The 14,726-nt window shown below is 47.1% G+C and carries 13 protein-coding genes and 1 pseudogene; 8 read left to right on the forward strand and 6 right to left on the reverse strand.

From position 1 onward, the window contains the following. The first annotated feature begins 118 nt into the window (after positions 1-118). From AC0YOB_RS25200 to AC0YOB_RS25220, 5 genes and pseudogenes are all read left to right on the forward strand, one after another. Complete coding sequence (locus AC0YOB_RS25200; RefSeq protein WP_475795107.1) at positions 119-880, forward strand: SDR family NAD(P)-dependent oxidoreductase; 762 nt, start codon at positions 119-121, stop codon at positions 878-880. A gap of 25 nt (positions 881-905) precedes the next feature. Then, complete coding sequence (locus tag AC0YOB_RS25205) at positions 906-1,880, forward strand: sugar phosphate isomerase/epimerase family protein (protein WP_475795108.1); 975 nt, start codon at positions 906-908, stop codon at positions 1,878-1,880. A gap of 33 nt (positions 1,881-1,913) precedes the next feature. Next, positions 1,914-2,699 carry an SDR family NAD(P)-dependent oxidoreductase gene (locus AC0YOB_RS25210; protein ID WP_475795109.1) on the forward strand — a complete coding sequence of 262 codons (786 nt, stop codon included), beginning with the start codon at positions 1,914-1,916 and terminating at the stop codon, positions 2,697-2,699. A gap of 1,092 nt (positions 2,700-3,791) precedes the next feature. Then, positions 3,792-4,559: a YheC/YheD family protein gene (locus AC0YOB_RS25215; protein ID WP_475795110.1), complete on the forward strand. Its 768-nt coding sequence runs from the start codon at positions 3,792-3,794 to the stop codon at positions 4,557-4,559. A 408-nt stretch (positions 4,560-4,967) separates the two neighbouring features. Then, positions 4,968-5,197, forward strand: a pseudogene (locus AC0YOB_RS25220) (IS110 family transposase); the annotation flags it as partial. 44 nt (positions 5,198-5,241) lie between these two features. Here AC0YOB_RS25220 and AC0YOB_RS25225 read toward each other — a convergent pair. Together AC0YOB_RS25225 and AC0YOB_RS25230 are read right to left on the reverse strand one after the other, a co-directional pair. Further along, positions 5,242-6,237, reverse strand: coding sequence for a glycerophosphodiester phosphodiesterase family protein (locus AC0YOB_RS25225; RefSeq protein ID WP_475795111.1), 996 nt, complete (start codon positions 6,235-6,237; stop codon positions 5,242-5,244). A gap of 164 nt (positions 6,238-6,401) precedes the next feature. Continuing rightward, the gene (locus AC0YOB_RS25230; protein WP_475795112.1) at positions 6,402-6,845 is read right to left on the reverse strand and encodes a GntR family transcriptional regulator; all 444 of its coding nucleotides are present in this window, start codon (positions 6,843-6,845) and stop codon (positions 6,402-6,404) included. A 462-nt stretch (positions 6,846-7,307) separates the two neighbouring features. On the opposite strand from AC0YOB_RS25230, the gene AC0YOB_RS25235 reads away from it, so the two are divergent. From AC0YOB_RS25235 to AC0YOB_RS25245, 3 genes are all read left to right on the forward strand, one after another. After that, entirely contained in the window at positions 7,308-8,087 is a 780-nt protein-coding gene (locus tag AC0YOB_RS25235) for a TIM barrel protein (protein ID WP_475795165.1), read from the forward strand. A gap of 508 nt (positions 8,088-8,595) precedes the next feature. After that, on the forward strand, positions 8,596-9,261 hold the full coding sequence (locus AC0YOB_RS25240) for an endonuclease/exonuclease/phosphatase family protein (protein WP_475795166.1): 666 nt from the start codon (positions 8,596-8,598) through the stop codon (positions 9,259-9,261). A 135-nt stretch (positions 9,262-9,396) separates the two neighbouring features. Beyond that, the gene (locus AC0YOB_RS25245) at positions 9,397-9,897 is read left to right on the forward strand and encodes a recombinase family protein (RefSeq protein ID WP_475795167.1); all 501 of its coding nucleotides are present in this window, start codon (positions 9,397-9,399) and stop codon (positions 9,895-9,897) included. 517 nt (positions 9,898-10,414) lie between these two features. Here the strand turns inward: AC0YOB_RS25245 and AC0YOB_RS25250 are convergent. From AC0YOB_RS25250 to AC0YOB_RS25265, 4 genes are all read right to left on the reverse strand, one after another. Next, positions 10,415-10,561 (reverse strand): lmo0937 family membrane protein, encoded by a 147-nt coding sequence (locus AC0YOB_RS25250; protein WP_475795113.1) that lies wholly within the window; start codon positions 10,559-10,561, stop codon positions 10,415-10,417. Positions 10,562-11,101: 540 nt separating this feature from the next. Then, positions 11,102-12,187, reverse strand: coding sequence for a Ger(x)C family spore germination protein (locus tag AC0YOB_RS25255; RefSeq protein WP_475795114.1), 1,086 nt, complete (start codon positions 12,185-12,187; stop codon positions 11,102-11,104). Next, positions 12,184-13,308 carry a GerAB/ArcD/ProY family transporter gene (locus AC0YOB_RS25260; RefSeq protein WP_475795115.1) on the reverse strand — a complete coding sequence of 375 codons (1,125 nt, stop codon included), beginning with the start codon at positions 13,306-13,308 and terminating at the stop codon, positions 12,184-12,186. Before AC0YOB_RS25260 ends, AC0YOB_RS25255 begins: the two co-directional genes overlap by 4 nt. Positions 13,309-13,313: 5 nt before the next feature. Further along, positions 13,314-14,726 carry a spore germination protein gene (locus AC0YOB_RS25265; RefSeq protein ID WP_475795168.1) on the reverse strand — a complete coding sequence of 471 codons (1,413 nt, stop codon included), beginning with the start codon at positions 14,724-14,726 and terminating at the stop codon, positions 13,314-13,316.

Raw genomic sequence — 14,726 nt, forward strand, 5'->3', positions numbered from 1 at the left:
TTGGTCAGTTAACTGAACTAGATAGAGGCTGGACTGGTGTAATCACAATATCCGAACGGTAGAAGATCGGTTACCCCGCGATGAAATTCAATCATGAATAATGGAGGATATACCAACGATGACTAATTTCAAGCTGGACGGCAAGGTTGCACTTATTACAGGCGGAAGCCAGGGGTTGGGGCTGGAATTCGCCCGGGCGTTGGCGAATGCCGGAGCGAGTGTCGCCGTCACTAGCCGTGACAAGCGGAAGGCGCAGGATAGTGCGGAACTGATCCGTAAGGAAACGGGACGAGACACGCTGGGGGTTGCTGTCGATGTGACCGATTATGAGCAAATTCAGGCGATGGTGGACCAAGTGATCGGCACCTTCGGACGATTGGATATCTTGATCAACAATGCCGGTGTCAACGTTCGCAAGCCGATTCTCGATTTCGACGAAGCTAGCTGGGATTTGGTGCAAACGACTAATCTAAAGGCGCCATTCCTGTGTACCAAGGCAGTCGTACCGCACATGATCAAACAAAAGTTCGGCCGCATAATTAATATCGCCTCAATGCTCGGCCAAGTTGCACTCGCGGAACGGTCTGCTTACTGCTCCAGCAAGGGCGGATTGATCCAGCTGACGAAGGTAATGGCGCTTGAGTGGGCCGAGCATAACATTACGGCAAACGCCATCTGTCCGGGACCGTTTGCGACGGAGATGAACCAGGTCGTCATCAACAATCCGGAAGCGAACCAATTTTTCCTGAATCACTTGCCGCTCAAGCGCTGGGGGAAGCCGGGGGAGCTAAACGGTCTCATCGTTTATTTGGCGTCAGAGCTATCCAGCTTTATGACCGGGTCGTCACTCGTCATTGACGGGGGTTGGACTTCAGAATAAGGAATCATTAGGGGAGGTGTATTGAATGAGGTTCGGGCTAACGGCAAATGGAACAGTCTATGCGATGGGCATTGCCCCAGCGGCTGGCCGGCCGCGCATTACAGCCAAGGAGCTGCTGCAATCGGCGGAAGCATACGGGCTGCAGGGCGGAGAAATCCCCCTTGATGTGTTGAAGCATAGCGATGCCGACGAGGCAGCCGACTATGCGCGCGAGCGGGGGCTATTTATCAATGTGGGTGCAGGTGGCTTCGAACCTGCGGCACTTAAGGAAGCGCTGCAGCTGGCCGACCGGATCGGGGCACTGACGGTACGAACGGTCGTCGGCGGAGCCAGGTTCGGCGGTGACCGCAGGCATATGGCTGGTGACTGGAAGCGGTTCCTCCAATCGATTTTACATTCGTTCCAGGAAGTCATGGAATCGGCTAACCCGGCCGGCGCGAATTTGGCTGTTGAGAACCACCAGGACCTCGCGTCCGAGGAGCTGCTCTGGCTGTGCGAAACGATCGGTTCGGAGAAGTTTGGGATCACGCTGGACACAGGCAATCCACTGGCTACAGCTGAAGAGCCGACTGACTTTTTCCGGCGAGTAGCCCCGTGCGTGAAAAATGTGCATCTCAAAGAATATGCTATTTACACGTCTGAGGAAGGGTACCGGCTCGTACGGAAGCCGCTCGGACAAGGGGTGATTGATTTCCCCGAACTGCTTCGGATCTTTCAAGCAGTGAATCCGCAGGTTACGATGTCGATTGAACACGGCGCCCTGGAAGCACGGCATGTCCGCGTGCTGATGGAAGACTTCTGGACGGAATACCCGCAACGGTCGGCGTTGCAATTAACTCGCCTGCTCAGGTTCGTCGAGGATCATGCGAGAATGAAAGGCGATTGGCGCACGCCGTTTGAGAAGGGCGCATCGGCGGAGGAGATCGCCGCTTACGAGCTTGAAGAGCTTGATGCGGGCCTAGCGTACTTATCGAACTTACGAAAGCGCTATTCTGAATAGGCTGCAATTCAAATTATCCATGAGGTGATTCCGATGGCGACAATGGACTTACGTGGTAAAAATGCTCTTGTAACCGGTTCCAGCAGAGGCCTTGGTAAGCAATACGCGATTGACTTAGCTCGTGCAGGCGCTAACGTGATTATTCATGATGTAAATGAGGAAGCCGCCGCTCGCTTTAACGAGGCGGTATCGGGCAGCGCCGTGGCGGCGGAGATTGCTGCGCAATACGGCGTTAAGAGCCGTTTCCTCGCGGCGGAGCTGTCCGATTCGGAGCAGGTGAAGGCGTTGATAGAGCAATCGATTGAGGAGCTCGGATCGCTCGATATTTTAATCAATAACGCCGGCGGCGATATTGGCCTGCATACGCCGCGCCCGGACCCGAACGACGCGCTCGATATCTCTGTGGAAGACATCCGCTCGGTCGTAGAACGCAATCTGCTGTCAACGATGTATGCATGTAAGTTCGCTGGCCTGCATATGCGCGAGCGCCGTTCCGGTAAAATCGTCAATGTGGGTTCGGTCGCCGGGCACATCCCGGTGCGGGAAGGCATTATTTACGCCGCGGCGAAGATGGGCATTTCCCAATACACCCGCAGCTTAGCAGAGCAGCTTCGCCCGTTCGACGTCAACGTCAATTGTATTTCCCCAGCGCCGACATATACGGCTCGATTCCTCGCTACCCGTACTGTTACTGGCCAAGAGGACCGCTCGCGCTTACAGCAGATCGCCCAGCCGGAGGATATGTCCAATATCGTCATGTTCTTGTGTGGTCCGCTGTCGGATGCGTTATCCGGCGAGACCATCGTTTGCTGGAAATAATGTGACGCGTGAGGTGGGATAAGCGCTGAGTGACTCATGCCAATAGGCACAGACGCGTTTTCCCTGTAAGAAAGGGCCGATGGAATCCCACCGGCCCTTTCTTTTCGTCCATTTCACTTGAAGCGGGTTGGATAATCATGCTAATATAAGTACAATTACGAAGAACAAAAATTTTCACAGCCGTCTTATTTTCGGTACGTGAAGGAGCATCCGGAAACGGACAACAATCAAATTTGAGCATATAACTGCCACGGAGAATGGATTAAACTTACGACAAGTATGTTTTTTTCTATTTTCCGTGGCTTTTTTGCGTGCAAATACAGAGAGGAAGTTGGGATGGCTGCCACTACTAGAGAAGAATACGGCGACGATGACGGGGAAATGCGAGAAACTTGGATCAATTGCAACGGGTAGGAGGTCGGGTTGTAATGCAGCCATTGGGTTGAGTTTGGCAATGATACGCGCACCGGTTGAAATTGTTCCGCTATATGAAAAATTAAAATCCTACATGGACAGGAATCGATAAATGGGGGGAGAAATATGGAGAAGAATTCTCAGCAGCCAGAACATCTAGTTGGGGAAGTAACTGAGCGGTGCTTTTGTTTTGTCTGAAAATCGTAATGTTTGGGAATTTGGGCTCAGGCTGAGACTGCTGGGGCCTTTAACAATGACAGGACACAACCGGGACAAAAAGTGAGGATGATATAAATAGAAGGATTGAAAAAACTGCTGGAAGGACTCAGCGCGGAGCAAGTTAAGGCGGTTACGGATGGGGTGACAATTCGAGAATGATGAACGCATCATTGAAAGGCTTGACATCTTAATTAGTGCCTATTCAGTACAAGCTAAGCGATCAATACGGTTTCCGACTGCTTCTTCTCAATAGTATAACCTACAGCCCGTACGAACCCTGTTAGTTCTCTGCAACGGCTACGGCAGCTTGTTGGAGTCGGTGAGCGTAACTTAGTCGATAATTTATAACGAGTTGCTCCCGAAAAAACCACCAGGTTCTAGTGATACCAGGGTATCCGCCGTGACGTATCTCTGAGAAGGAAAGTAATCTATTCCGAGAGATGCGAAGGAGATGATGAGATGCTTAGAAAAGGCAGTGGCAGCTTGTCGGTCAAAAATAAATGGACAAAGACAAAATGGTTACTTTCGGACCGTAGATTGAGACGATTCGTTCCCGAAACGAAGCAGTTTACTCGTTCATCGCTTAAGGAGATGACCAGTCGTTACAAGATGGTGTATTTCAAACCGACAAACGGGACGGGTGGCAGCGGAATAGCACGCATTGTGCGAACATCATCCCGGAAGTTCCGAGTCAAGAAAGACGCGAGAACGTTTGAGGTATCCTCCGCCAGTTCCCTCTTCGACCAATTGAAAAAAATTGCTCGCGGCAGGAGCTACCTGCTCCAGAAGGGCATTTACTTGCAAGCTTCCCGTGGCAGACCATTCGACTTGCGGATGACGATGCAAAAGACAGGAAGAGGTAAATGGGTGCCTACCGTCATGTTCGTCAAGCTTGGTAAGCGGAACAAAGTCGTCACGAACTATCACCAAGGCGGCAAGCTTGCGCTTTTGGAGCAGACGTTGCACCGATCAGGTTACACCTCAACTCAGATTGATCATTATGAACGGTGGTTGAAGACGATAGGCAGGCAAACGGCCCGCTGCTTCGACCGTCATAGCGTTCGTTTCAAGGAGCTCGGTCTTGACGTGGCTCTCGATCGGAATGGGCGGATGTGGATTCTGGAGGTGAACACCCGGCCAAATTTCAACGCACTGAAGTCACTTACTGACAAAAGCCTTTATCGGACGATAGTAAGGTACGGGAGAAAGTATGGAAGAACGAAATAAGCGAGCGCTTGGTGAGACCCTAGTACAACCAAGCTCAAAAGATCGATCCAAAAAGATAATGGGGCATCATTTGGGTAAATAATGGTAAAGTACTCCAGACAAGGAGGACTTACCATTTAAAAAGAACGAAACTACGTTGCATCGAACTGAGTGAGCTCAAAAGAAAGCCCTGGAGCAATTGGAGCGGCGGTATCATACCCCCGGAACAAATCGCGAAACGTGCACTTGTTATTTTGCATGTGGAAGAGGGACTTGGCTGTGTGTCGTACGAGGACATGTTCATAATGGACTAGATCGGTACTTTCCCAAGTTCCTTACGGTAATTAAGGATTGCGAGTGCAAGTCTGCTCTTCAGATGCTAAGCCTTTATCTACTGCCGCATGAGCTTGTCTCCGTGCCGGACGAAACCTCTTCTGTGTGATGATGCCGTTGGTTGCTAAAAACACAGCCTTTAAAGCGTTGCATGAGTATTACACCAAACGGCAGGATAATCCGTTGAAAAATGCAATCCCGCATCACCTTATGCAATAAGCTCATTCGAATCTTGTTCGGTATATTGAAAAAGGGACATGAATTTTGATAAAGGCAAGATGATGCAGGATATTCCTCGATTCGCAGCGTTACCGCAGGCAGCTTAAATGTAGGCTTTCTTAATAAAAACCGTCTTTTGCTCTTTAAGCGTTTACTTCCTTGCGTTCAGATATTGAACTAGTTGTTCCGGACGGTCCGTCAAAATCATATTGGCTCCGTTATTTAAGTGCCATTGCCAACCCTCCTCGGGATTCGACAGCGACACTTCGTCCGTATGCCCGCCGCAATCCCAGGCGAACATCGTGTTGACCCAAACCCTGAGTCGATGGGCCTTGAGCTTCTCCAACATTGCCGGACGGGCAAGCGGGCTGCGATCGAACAGGAAGTTGATTTCGATTGCTTGTGGTCGAATTCTCTCGGAGAGTTCATCCACTTGATCGAGCAAATGTACATTGGCTGGAGGCACTTTCCGAAGAAAGGCTTCGCGATTGACCTTGTCGCTCAGCAACGCTTTGAGTTTTTCCATTCCGACGGTGTTGTGGAACAATGCCTCGAATTCCGCCTCGCTTTCTGCCGGAATCCGGAAGTCCTGGATTTTCTGAATAAATGCTGGGCGCTCGGCTTTACCGTTCAAAAAGATCTCGACTTCGTCCAGATCCGCTTCTTCGCTCTTGAAGATCCCTTCTCTGACGGTTCCGGTTTCGACCAGAACCCGGTAAACATCTTCGCGAATCGGCCAGCACTTGTCCAGATTGACCAAAATTCGATTCTTGGCTACCAGCATGGCTTCGTGCAGCGTTGGGACCAACTCGTCGGTAAAAGGTGCCTCGGGTCCGCCATCGCCCTGCCTCAGACGCAGAGAGCGAATTTCCTCCAGCGTAAGGTCTGCGATTTTGCCGGAACCGTCGGTCATTCGGTCCACGGTATCGTCGTGCATGAGCACGAGCGCGCCGTCTTTCGTTTTCCGGATGTCGAGCTCAACGATATCCATGTCGATATCGATGGCGAGCTCGATCGAGCGGAGAGAATTTTCCGCTGCTGGTCTCCAATGGCCTCGATGGGCCGCCATCATAACCCTTCCATTCACATCTAAAAAATCAGAATAAATTTCCTCGATGGTCCGTCGGAAGAAGGGATTCGAATCCATATCCTGCACCTCCATTTTGTTATGTGTACCTTGTTGCAGTTAAGTTCTGCGGACATAAAGCCGGATTAGGTCATTTCTCATGAATACATAAGAAATGTATACCGCGTTAGCCTTGTCATCGTAGTGCACCTGAATAAATTTCAGGAGCGGAGGGTCGCTTTGCTTTAGACGGTAAGGCAGCACGTCATCTTCCAATGCTTCCAAAGCGATCCGGGGTTGTACTGTTCCGCGAAGTCTTTCCCGACAATGCTCTGAGGCAGCACATTTCGCGAGTAGACGATGAATTCTCCATTGGCTGTCAAGAGATGAACTTCGTTCTCGCCTTCGGAAAAGTTTGCGTTCCGAATCAAAGCCGTAGTGCTGGAAAATTTATTTAACGTGCTCGCCATGTGCAGCCCGTTTCGCCGCAAATAATAGCCTGAGCCTTTGACGTTATAAATTTTCCCCAAATCGATCAAGTTCTCGAGGGCTTTGCGGATCGTCTCGCGGCTCACCCCGAATCGAGCTGCCAGCGTCTTCTCGGACGGCAGCTTGTCCTTCCCGGCAAACAAGTTCTGATCGCTCTCATCTAAGATGGGTTTGGTGATTTCCTCGTATTTGTTCATCATAGTCCGCTAGCCTACCTCTATCGTTCATTCGCGGCTCCTCTGCTCGGTTGACAGCTTTAAGTCTACAGGTGGAGTGTTCGAACTTCATTAACCTAATAATGACAAATCGTAAAATTAGCATGAACAAATCATTGAACTTATCTAGACTAAAAGGGATTATGGGTCCAAAATGCATTGGGAAGAGGCTTGTCTTAAACGATTGTGTCATCAGGTATTAACTGGTCTCAATGACTATCGAATTCCTCATTTCTTCGATCAGCCCTTCGCTGCGAACCGCATGCCGCATCTGTTGAATTAGTTCGTCCACCACCGTTACATCCGGAAAGAGCAGGGGCATCGGGCCTTTAATGGAGAGGAAAATCACATTTAGAGGCGCTATCCTCACAAACCAAGACGACTAGTTAATATTCTTCTTACACGGTTATGATAGGATGGAGGCTGAGGTGATGCAAAATGAAGTTCATGCGCTTGAAAGGAAATCTCGAGCAGAGTAACCTAGATAACCGACTCAGATACAACCCGGATATCATCGAGTTCTATCTGAGCGATCGCGACCTGCAAGATCCCGATCTCATTCGGAACCGCATCCGCCAACTCCATGATCGCGGGGTTAAACCCTATTTACACCATCCGCCCAACTACCGAGGCGAATATTTGGACATCTTGAGCGAAAACCCGCACATTCGCCAATTTTACCACGAATCTTGCGAATTGCTTGCGCGCATTTGCATGGAAGAACGTGCCAAATGTATTGTGCACGCACATTACGTCCATTCAGCCAGCAGTAGAAATGTAACCAGGGAACGAACTTTTCTTCTGCGTGAGGAGATCCATAAAGTCATGTCGTACTCGCAGGAAGTTTTTGTCTGGGAAGATTCAACCGAAGGACTGTTCTCCTATGGCCGCAACCCGTATCTCATAGACAATTTAATCGTACCTCTGGAACTTTCGTTGAATGTCGATGTAAGCCATACGTTCATTTCGTTCGGCGGAGACAATGAGCGGCTGCGTGAGGTACTTGAGCGAACCTCGCCTTACGCGCAATACTATCATCTGGTCGACAGCATGGGGCAAAAGCACGATTCGCTGCCGCTTGGCCAAGGGCGAATCGATTGGAGGATGGTGAAGCCATTCGTGTTGGAAAAGGATTTCATCTTCGAGATCACGTTGAGCGGGGACCATTCCGACTGCACACCAATGGTGGAAAGCGCACATTATTTTGACAAGGTCGAGGCAGAATAAGTTGTATTGTAAGAATAGAATGTTCTACAACGATATGGCCATCCTGAAAAGGATGGCCATTGCTAATGAAGTCTTGTCAGGTGACAGGAACATTGTCCGAATCATGGAGGTGAAAGTTGATAACGGGTCCATTGGAATTAACGGATCACGATAGTCCCATTCCCCTCGAATCAGCATCACATTAAGGGCATTAACAATTTCTCATCCCTCGTTTATGCACCGAAACGCTCCACGTTTGACCGACGGAATACAGGCATTCATGCGCGGCCGCTATAACGATTCAAGCCTGTGTTGGATTTCAATTTACCCTAACACCGAGCAAATCCTTTACGGAAACGAATGAAGAGTCTGAGCATAATGCGCATATAAATTTTAAAAATCGTAAATACTGCAACTGCTTGATCAATACTATTGTTACGTATAATATAGGTCGGCAGTGAGCCGGTTGTTTCGTGAAAATATGCAGAAAGCGGTGAATCCGATAGGAGCCAGTATAAACTTGAGAGTGATGACCTATGGTATTCGACACGGAAAGGGCATGGATGGGCAAACCAGTTTGCGCCGCATAGCAAAAGAGATTGCAAAAGCGCAACCGGATGTTGTTTCCCTGCAAGGGGTTGACCGTTTTTCACCTCGTAGCGGCTTTCAAGATCAGTTAAACAGGCTAGCTAAAGAGCTCGGGATGTATTCCTGCTTCTCTCCCAGTGTAAACCTCCTCATTGTCCAATACGGAAACGCCATTCTGAGCCGCTATCCGATAATTGCAAAAAGAATTCAGTATATTGGTGGGTCCATAGAGCGAAGGAGTATCCTAACGGCGAGACTGCAAATAGGAGAGGAGACTGTCATCATACTAAATACCCATTTGGGGGTAGAAACAAAAGAACGGGTAAAGCAGGTCCCGATTCTTTTGCAAGTTTTAAACAAGCTGGAACGGCCAGCGATCATGACTGGGGACTTTAATATGGAAATGGATGAACCTTTGATGAAACGAATGAACACCCATTGGCAAAAAATCGTGTTACAAAATAAACTCCCAACCATAGAGAATGGCAGAGAAATCGACCATATCTTTGTAAACATGCCGACAGAACATGCCTTAGCCGAGGTACAACCTTCTGCCGTATCGGATCATTATCCAGTCATTGCAGAGATTCGTTGGAAATCCGATTGAGAAACACAATGTCGTATCCTTCCAATCAACCTATATCACGGAGCAGGCGGAAAGCTTAACAATCCAACTTTTTCCCTCACCTGTGTCCGTTTACATTAAAGTTGGAACCATTAGATGAAAGTTAGAACCTGAACAATATTAGTAAGCAACCAGAAACGTCTCGATTATTCTCGGGAGCGATTGATGATTCGAGAAGGCGACTTAATTTATATCGACGCACTCGACCGGCTGGGCCGTGATTATGACGGGATTATAGCCGAATGGAAGTACATTACGCGGGAAGTGAGCGCAGATATTGTCTGCTTGGATAATCAAACGTTGTTTGATTCGCGGAAGTTTCGGACGATGGGCGACTTTGGGAAAGTGATGGAGGATCAATTTTTAAGCTTGCTGGCGTATGTGGCCGAGCAGGAGCGTAAAAAGAATCGGCAGCGTCAAGCCGAAGGGATAGTAGTTGCCAAGGCGGATGGAGTAAAGTTTGGTAGGCCCAGGCAAGAGATCGACTCTAACTTTATTCAGGTATATAGGGAATGGAAGGGCGGGGGGATAACGGCTGTTTCGGCTATGAAGACCTTAGATATGAAACATCGGACATTTTACCGGCGTGTGAAGGAATATGAATCATCACAACTATAACGTCAATAGGTATATATCATTTATTTAGCTCACTGACTCGAAAGCTCAACAAGGGAGGAGCATTATGGTCCTTCTTTTTTCATTCCTCTTCGAACCAGCACCACTGGACTGCCAAAAGCTCCTATTCACGGGGCTGGAGAAAATAGGTATTATAAAGCAAACGTAGCGCGATAATGTAGGAGCTAGCTTCGGTCCTTTTTTGTTCATTAAAGTAACGGGCTATTTAGCGGGCCGCGAGCATTATTTGAAATCGAATGCGTCCCGCCGCCTATGACGTCGACGGTCATTAGAAACGTACGAATCCGTGCCAGGGGGTCAAAGGATAAATAAACCACCCGACCATTAGGAAGACAACATCGATTTGGATCCGCACATTCGGCGGATTTTTCATTTTAAGGCTATACGTTCTTATTAATTTGGATAAGAACCTATAGCCTTTTCCGATTGAGGACAAGCACATGAACTGCACTGATTCGGTGAAAGGCAGTTAAATGTTGGAAAATGATCTACTCCTAGGCTAACGGCTTCTCCTACCGGTAACTAAATTATAGATTAGTGAAATCAAAGCTAATACAAGGAGAATGTGGATTAATCCACCTGCGATATGAAAAGAAAAGCCCAACACCCATAGGATGAGTAGAAGAACAAAGATGCTCCAAAGCATTTAGCAACCCCCTTAGATTTTGTTTTTCATAATTAGTTATTACCACGCGTAAATGGAATTAAACCTACTGCCGCGGCAGTTCCTTCGTCAAATGTCTTTTATTAAGTTATCGTGCCCGTTCGTAATATGAGGTCACCAGATCTTTCTGGTGGACCTCATATTACGAATTGTCCCGCAGCGTCCTTAAAGAAATCCATTAGAGGTAAAAAGGTCTTTGTCATCAGATGAGGGCTTACATAATTTCAACCTCAACCTTTTTCGTTTCATCGTACGGCTAGCGAAGTTTTTCAAAATACTCTTCACCGTCTATAAGGCAGAATAGAGAGGTAAAAATAACCACGAAATTGTTGAATTGTTCATTCCCGTTAGAGCGTAGTTTTGTCCTTGCGTTTGAGAAAACGCTGCTAAAGTGACTGCTACTGCTCGCAGAATTAGCGAATGTGGCGGTCCTTATTGAGTCTGATCGAGCCAGCGCTATAACTGGCACCGTCGCCAACGGACCTGCGGCGAAATCGTCGACCGACAGATTCTGGAAAGGTCTTATTCGCTTACACGGGTCAAAGGGCGGATGACAACTTGATAATCCACATTAATCTTCATATGCTCCCAGTAGTCTTCCCATCGTCCACTGGTCATCGCTTTTTTGAATGGGGTAATCGTATGTGTACCTACCTGTAAGGGATCTACTTTCCACCGCTGCATTTTGTTTAGAAGGTTCAAGGTATTTTTATTTAAATAGGATTCAATCTCAACCTCCAGATCACTTAATCCATCGTGTTCGAACAGATTGTTCTCCTTTTGATACTCGTCAAGCTTGGCCTCAAGCTTGACTTGCAGCGACAGAGACGAGTAATCGCGGCTAATTTTCATACGGGTTTCAGCCCGGACATTTCCAAGACTCAAGAAGAGCTTAGGCATAGGAAACTGCTTGAGGTAATGATCGTTATCGATAAGCTGGAAGATTTCATCCTCTTCATTTTGGATTGTTCCCATGAGCGTATCGCCATGTAACAATGCCGTCCCATCGTAGGTGAAATTTGAAGGATTCGCCTTGAAGACCGGGAGAACCGGATACGGCGAGGGGGAATAGCGACGTTTCAGATAATTATGAAGATTGACAATGGTCATCTCTCCTTGAAGATGTGTCTCATAGTGCTTGAACATGCGATAAAGAAAATATTCCAAATTATCCTGTTCGGCCAATTGATCATTCAAATATTCGTCAAATCTTCCCCGTACTATGACAGGGAAGATTCGCGGGGAAATATCGGGATCGATGAGAAAGGTTTGGAGCGCCTTGGTTCCGTTATGCCTTACATAATTCTCGTTCATAAACAGCATACGGAGCTGTCCAAGCTTTAATTCCCGGTAAAAGTTCAAATTGAAATTCTTTTCGCCTTGCTTAAACAGATCCACCTGGATGGATAACAGTTTTTTCTTCTCATTAAGTAAAGGAGGCACCACTGTGCTGATTTTGAGCTTTTTCCCGTTTCCCTCGTCAATGGACCATAAAATAGTCGGAGAGATTTCTTCAACCGTATTCTTATCGACAAAGGGGGAGCAGCCGCTAATCCATATGCAGCCGCCAAACAAGATCCATAGGTATGTCCGTTTGGTGATTCTCATGAAGGTAAGCGTCCTTTTTTTAGTTTTATGGCAATGAGGAGTAAGGAGGGAACAATCAAATAGCTGAAGGCGCTGGAACAAATTTCGACGACTACCATGATATTCAATGAAGATTCCGTACGCCAAATCCATTTGTATGCCACAATCATCCATGCATATAAAGCCAAGGAGCACAAGATGAACCCCATACGGCTGGTTGGCCTGAGATGGATTCCTAAAGAAATCCTTCCTGCTCCATAAATCAATAGCAAGAACAGCGAGATAAAAAACAAAAAGTTGAACATGTGAAGGGTAATAAATAGCATATCTATTCGTTCAAGCACGGGATATTGAAGATAACGAATCATGTTCAGGATGGGATAACTGACTTTATCAAGATGGGCCGAGCCGAAATAAAATAATGAACTGATAAACAGGATTAAATATTCAATAATGGTGAGGGTATTCGCCAAGCTGAACGATTTGATCATCCTGGATTTCGGCTTCAGCCATGGGGAAAGGCAAACCAGATACTCCGGACCGGAAAAGGCAGCCCATATAAACAATAGGGTTTTCCATGGAGAATCTATACCTTCAACGGGAAACAGAGGATATATATCATAAAGATGTGCAAAAGGTGGCAAAAGGAAAGGGACGTAAACCATAATGACCCAGACTGAGCCTAAGAAAATGACAACAATAAACCGGATTGTTTTATCTATACCATATGAGGCAATGTAGAAGCCAACCAAAAGCAGGGATAAAGTTAACCAAATGGCATTCATGGAGGGAAAAATAAATTTATCCAAAATTTCAACATAACCGAGGGTGATGACCGACAGCTTAATAACAAGCAGGAACAGGCCAATTACAGCAAACAGCCGAAGCCTGCCCATTCCAAAAAAATTGACCAGCCCTTCATAACCGGAACCGGAATGCCCTGAAGAAAACCATTTTGACAAGAGGATTAAATTAAACTGTGAAATAAGGCCAACCCCAATTATCCCCCATATCATATAAGGGTGGACCAAATAGGTAGGCATGATTAAAGGATAATATAGAATTTGAATGCGGTTGATCAGCAAAAAGGCATAGACGCCGCCGTAAGTATGCTTTTTCTCGAATAATGCGACAGGATTCATGAAAGTCACCTCTTCCGGCTTGTTCGCCATTTCTGTAAAGGGTGCAGCGATGCTGGCCGGTCCTTCATCCAGCTCAGCGGCGCCCGAACAAACAGATCCGCCCACTCTTTTCCGTAAAAAGGGGAAACAGGAGCAAAAAAAGGCTCTTTCAAGGAGGAAAGTCCATTCAAATGAGCCAGCAGGCAGGCAAAGCCAAGTATCAAGCCGTATATTCCCATGGAAGAAGCCATCACAAGAAATAGAAATTGAATCAAAGTGCTGGACTTGGTCATCAGGTAGTTGGGCACCAAGTAAGAAGCGATAGCTGAAATACCGACCAGAACGATGAGGACTTTACTGACAAAACCCGCTACCACTGCAGCTTGACCAATAACGATACCGCCAATTACTCCCAGGATTTGCCCCGATTTGGTCGGCATTCTCAAACTGGCTTCCTTAATGATTTCCAGGGTGATTAGCATCATAAACGCTTCCCAGAAAGGAGTAAATGGCAATTTGCTGCGAGATTCCATCAATACATACAGAATTTGCAGCGGAATCATTTCGTAGTGATGGGTGGATAACGCCACATATAAAGGAATTAAGAATATCGACAGGAAGAAACTGAGATATCGGATAACACGAAAAAAACTGGCAACGTTCCAGCGAAGAAAATAATCCTCCGGCGATTGAAAGAGGTGGAAGAAGGTGATCGGAGCAATTAATGCGTAAGGTGTATTGCCTACCAGAATAACGAGCTTGCCGAGCCCCAGGGAATAAACACACTGATCCGGCCGGTCTGTTTCCAGAAATTGAGGAAATACAGTATATTTATGGTCTTCTATAAAAGCGGCGATCTGTGATGAATCAAGAAACATGTCATAATCGATCGCTTTAATTTTTTCTCTGGCTATGGAGATAAACTCGGGATTTGTCAGCCCTTTGATATACATAAGGACAACTTCCGTTTTAGTTAACGAACTGACGATAAATTTCTCCGTTTTGAGTGCGGCAAGAGGCAGACGCCTTCGGATCAGTGTGATATTGTGTTCCAATTGCTCGTCAAAACTATCCTTAGCTCCATAAATAATCGTTTCCGTGACGGATTGTTCTATGGCGCGGCTAAGCGGGTTCTCCAACTGCACTGCCAGCCACTGATTCTCAGGCATATTGACGATAAGAACATATCCGGTAACAAGCTTGTCCTCTGCCTCCTGCAAGGAGGTAATAATCATTTTTGATACAGCAGGTCCTTCTTCTAGCGTCTCATGTGGATCGATATTTAAGGGTTCAACGATGGCTTCGTTTAATCGCTCAGTATCGATTAACGTCTTAATATAAACCAGGGTCGTCTTCCGGTTTTTGTTGAACTCATGCTCGTCAAATTGGGCATCGCTCATGCCTTCAAGAAGAGCCTTGAGATTGTCCATGGTTAGCAT

The organism is Paenibacillus sp. JT31N17 (assembly GCF_056269255.1).

Excerpts from the sequence above, each read along its gene's own strand:
- AC0YOB_RS25200 (WP_475795107.1), top strand. The coding sequence starts at position 119 with ATGACTAATTTCAAGCTGGACGGCAAGGTTGCACTTATTACAGGCGGA.
- AC0YOB_RS25205 (WP_475795108.1), top strand. The coding sequence starts at position 906 with ATGAGGTTCGGGCTAACGGCAAATGGAACAGTCTATGCGATGGGCATT.
- AC0YOB_RS25210 (WP_475795109.1), top strand. The coding sequence starts at position 1,914 with ATGGCGACAATGGACTTACGTGGTAAAAATGCTCTTGTAACCGGTTCC.
- AC0YOB_RS25215 (WP_475795110.1), top strand. The coding sequence starts at position 3,792 with ATGCTTAGAAAAGGCAGTGGCAGCTTGTCGGTCAAAAATAAATGGACA.
- AC0YOB_RS25225 (WP_475795111.1), bottom strand. The coding sequence starts at position 6,237 with ATGGATTCGAATCCCTTCTTCCGACGGACCATCGAGGAAATTTATTCT.
- AC0YOB_RS25230 (WP_475795112.1), bottom strand. The coding sequence starts at position 6,845 with ATGATGAACAAATACGAGGAAATCACCAAACCCATCTTAGATGAGAGC.
- AC0YOB_RS25235 (WP_475795165.1), top strand. The coding sequence starts at position 7,308 with ATGCGCTTGAAAGGAAATCTCGAGCAGAGTAACCTAGATAACCGACTC.
- AC0YOB_RS25240 (WP_475795166.1), top strand. The coding sequence starts at position 8,596 with ATGACCTATGGTATTCGACACGGAAAGGGCATGGATGGGCAAACCAGT.
- AC0YOB_RS25250 (WP_475795113.1), bottom strand. The coding sequence starts at position 10,561 with ATGCTTTGGAGCATCTTTGTTCTTCTACTCATCCTATGGGTGTTGGGC.
- AC0YOB_RS25255 (WP_475795114.1), bottom strand. The coding sequence starts at position 12,187 with ATGAGAATCACCAAACGGACATACCTATGGATCTTGTTTGGCGGCTGC.
- AC0YOB_RS25260 (WP_475795115.1), bottom strand. The coding sequence starts at position 13,308 with ATGAATCCTGTCGCATTATTCGAGAAAAAGCATACTTACGGCGGCGTC.
- AC0YOB_RS25265 (WP_475795168.1), bottom strand. The coding sequence starts at position 14,726 with ATGCTAACCATGGACAATCTCAAGGCTCTTCTTGAAGGCATGAGCGAT.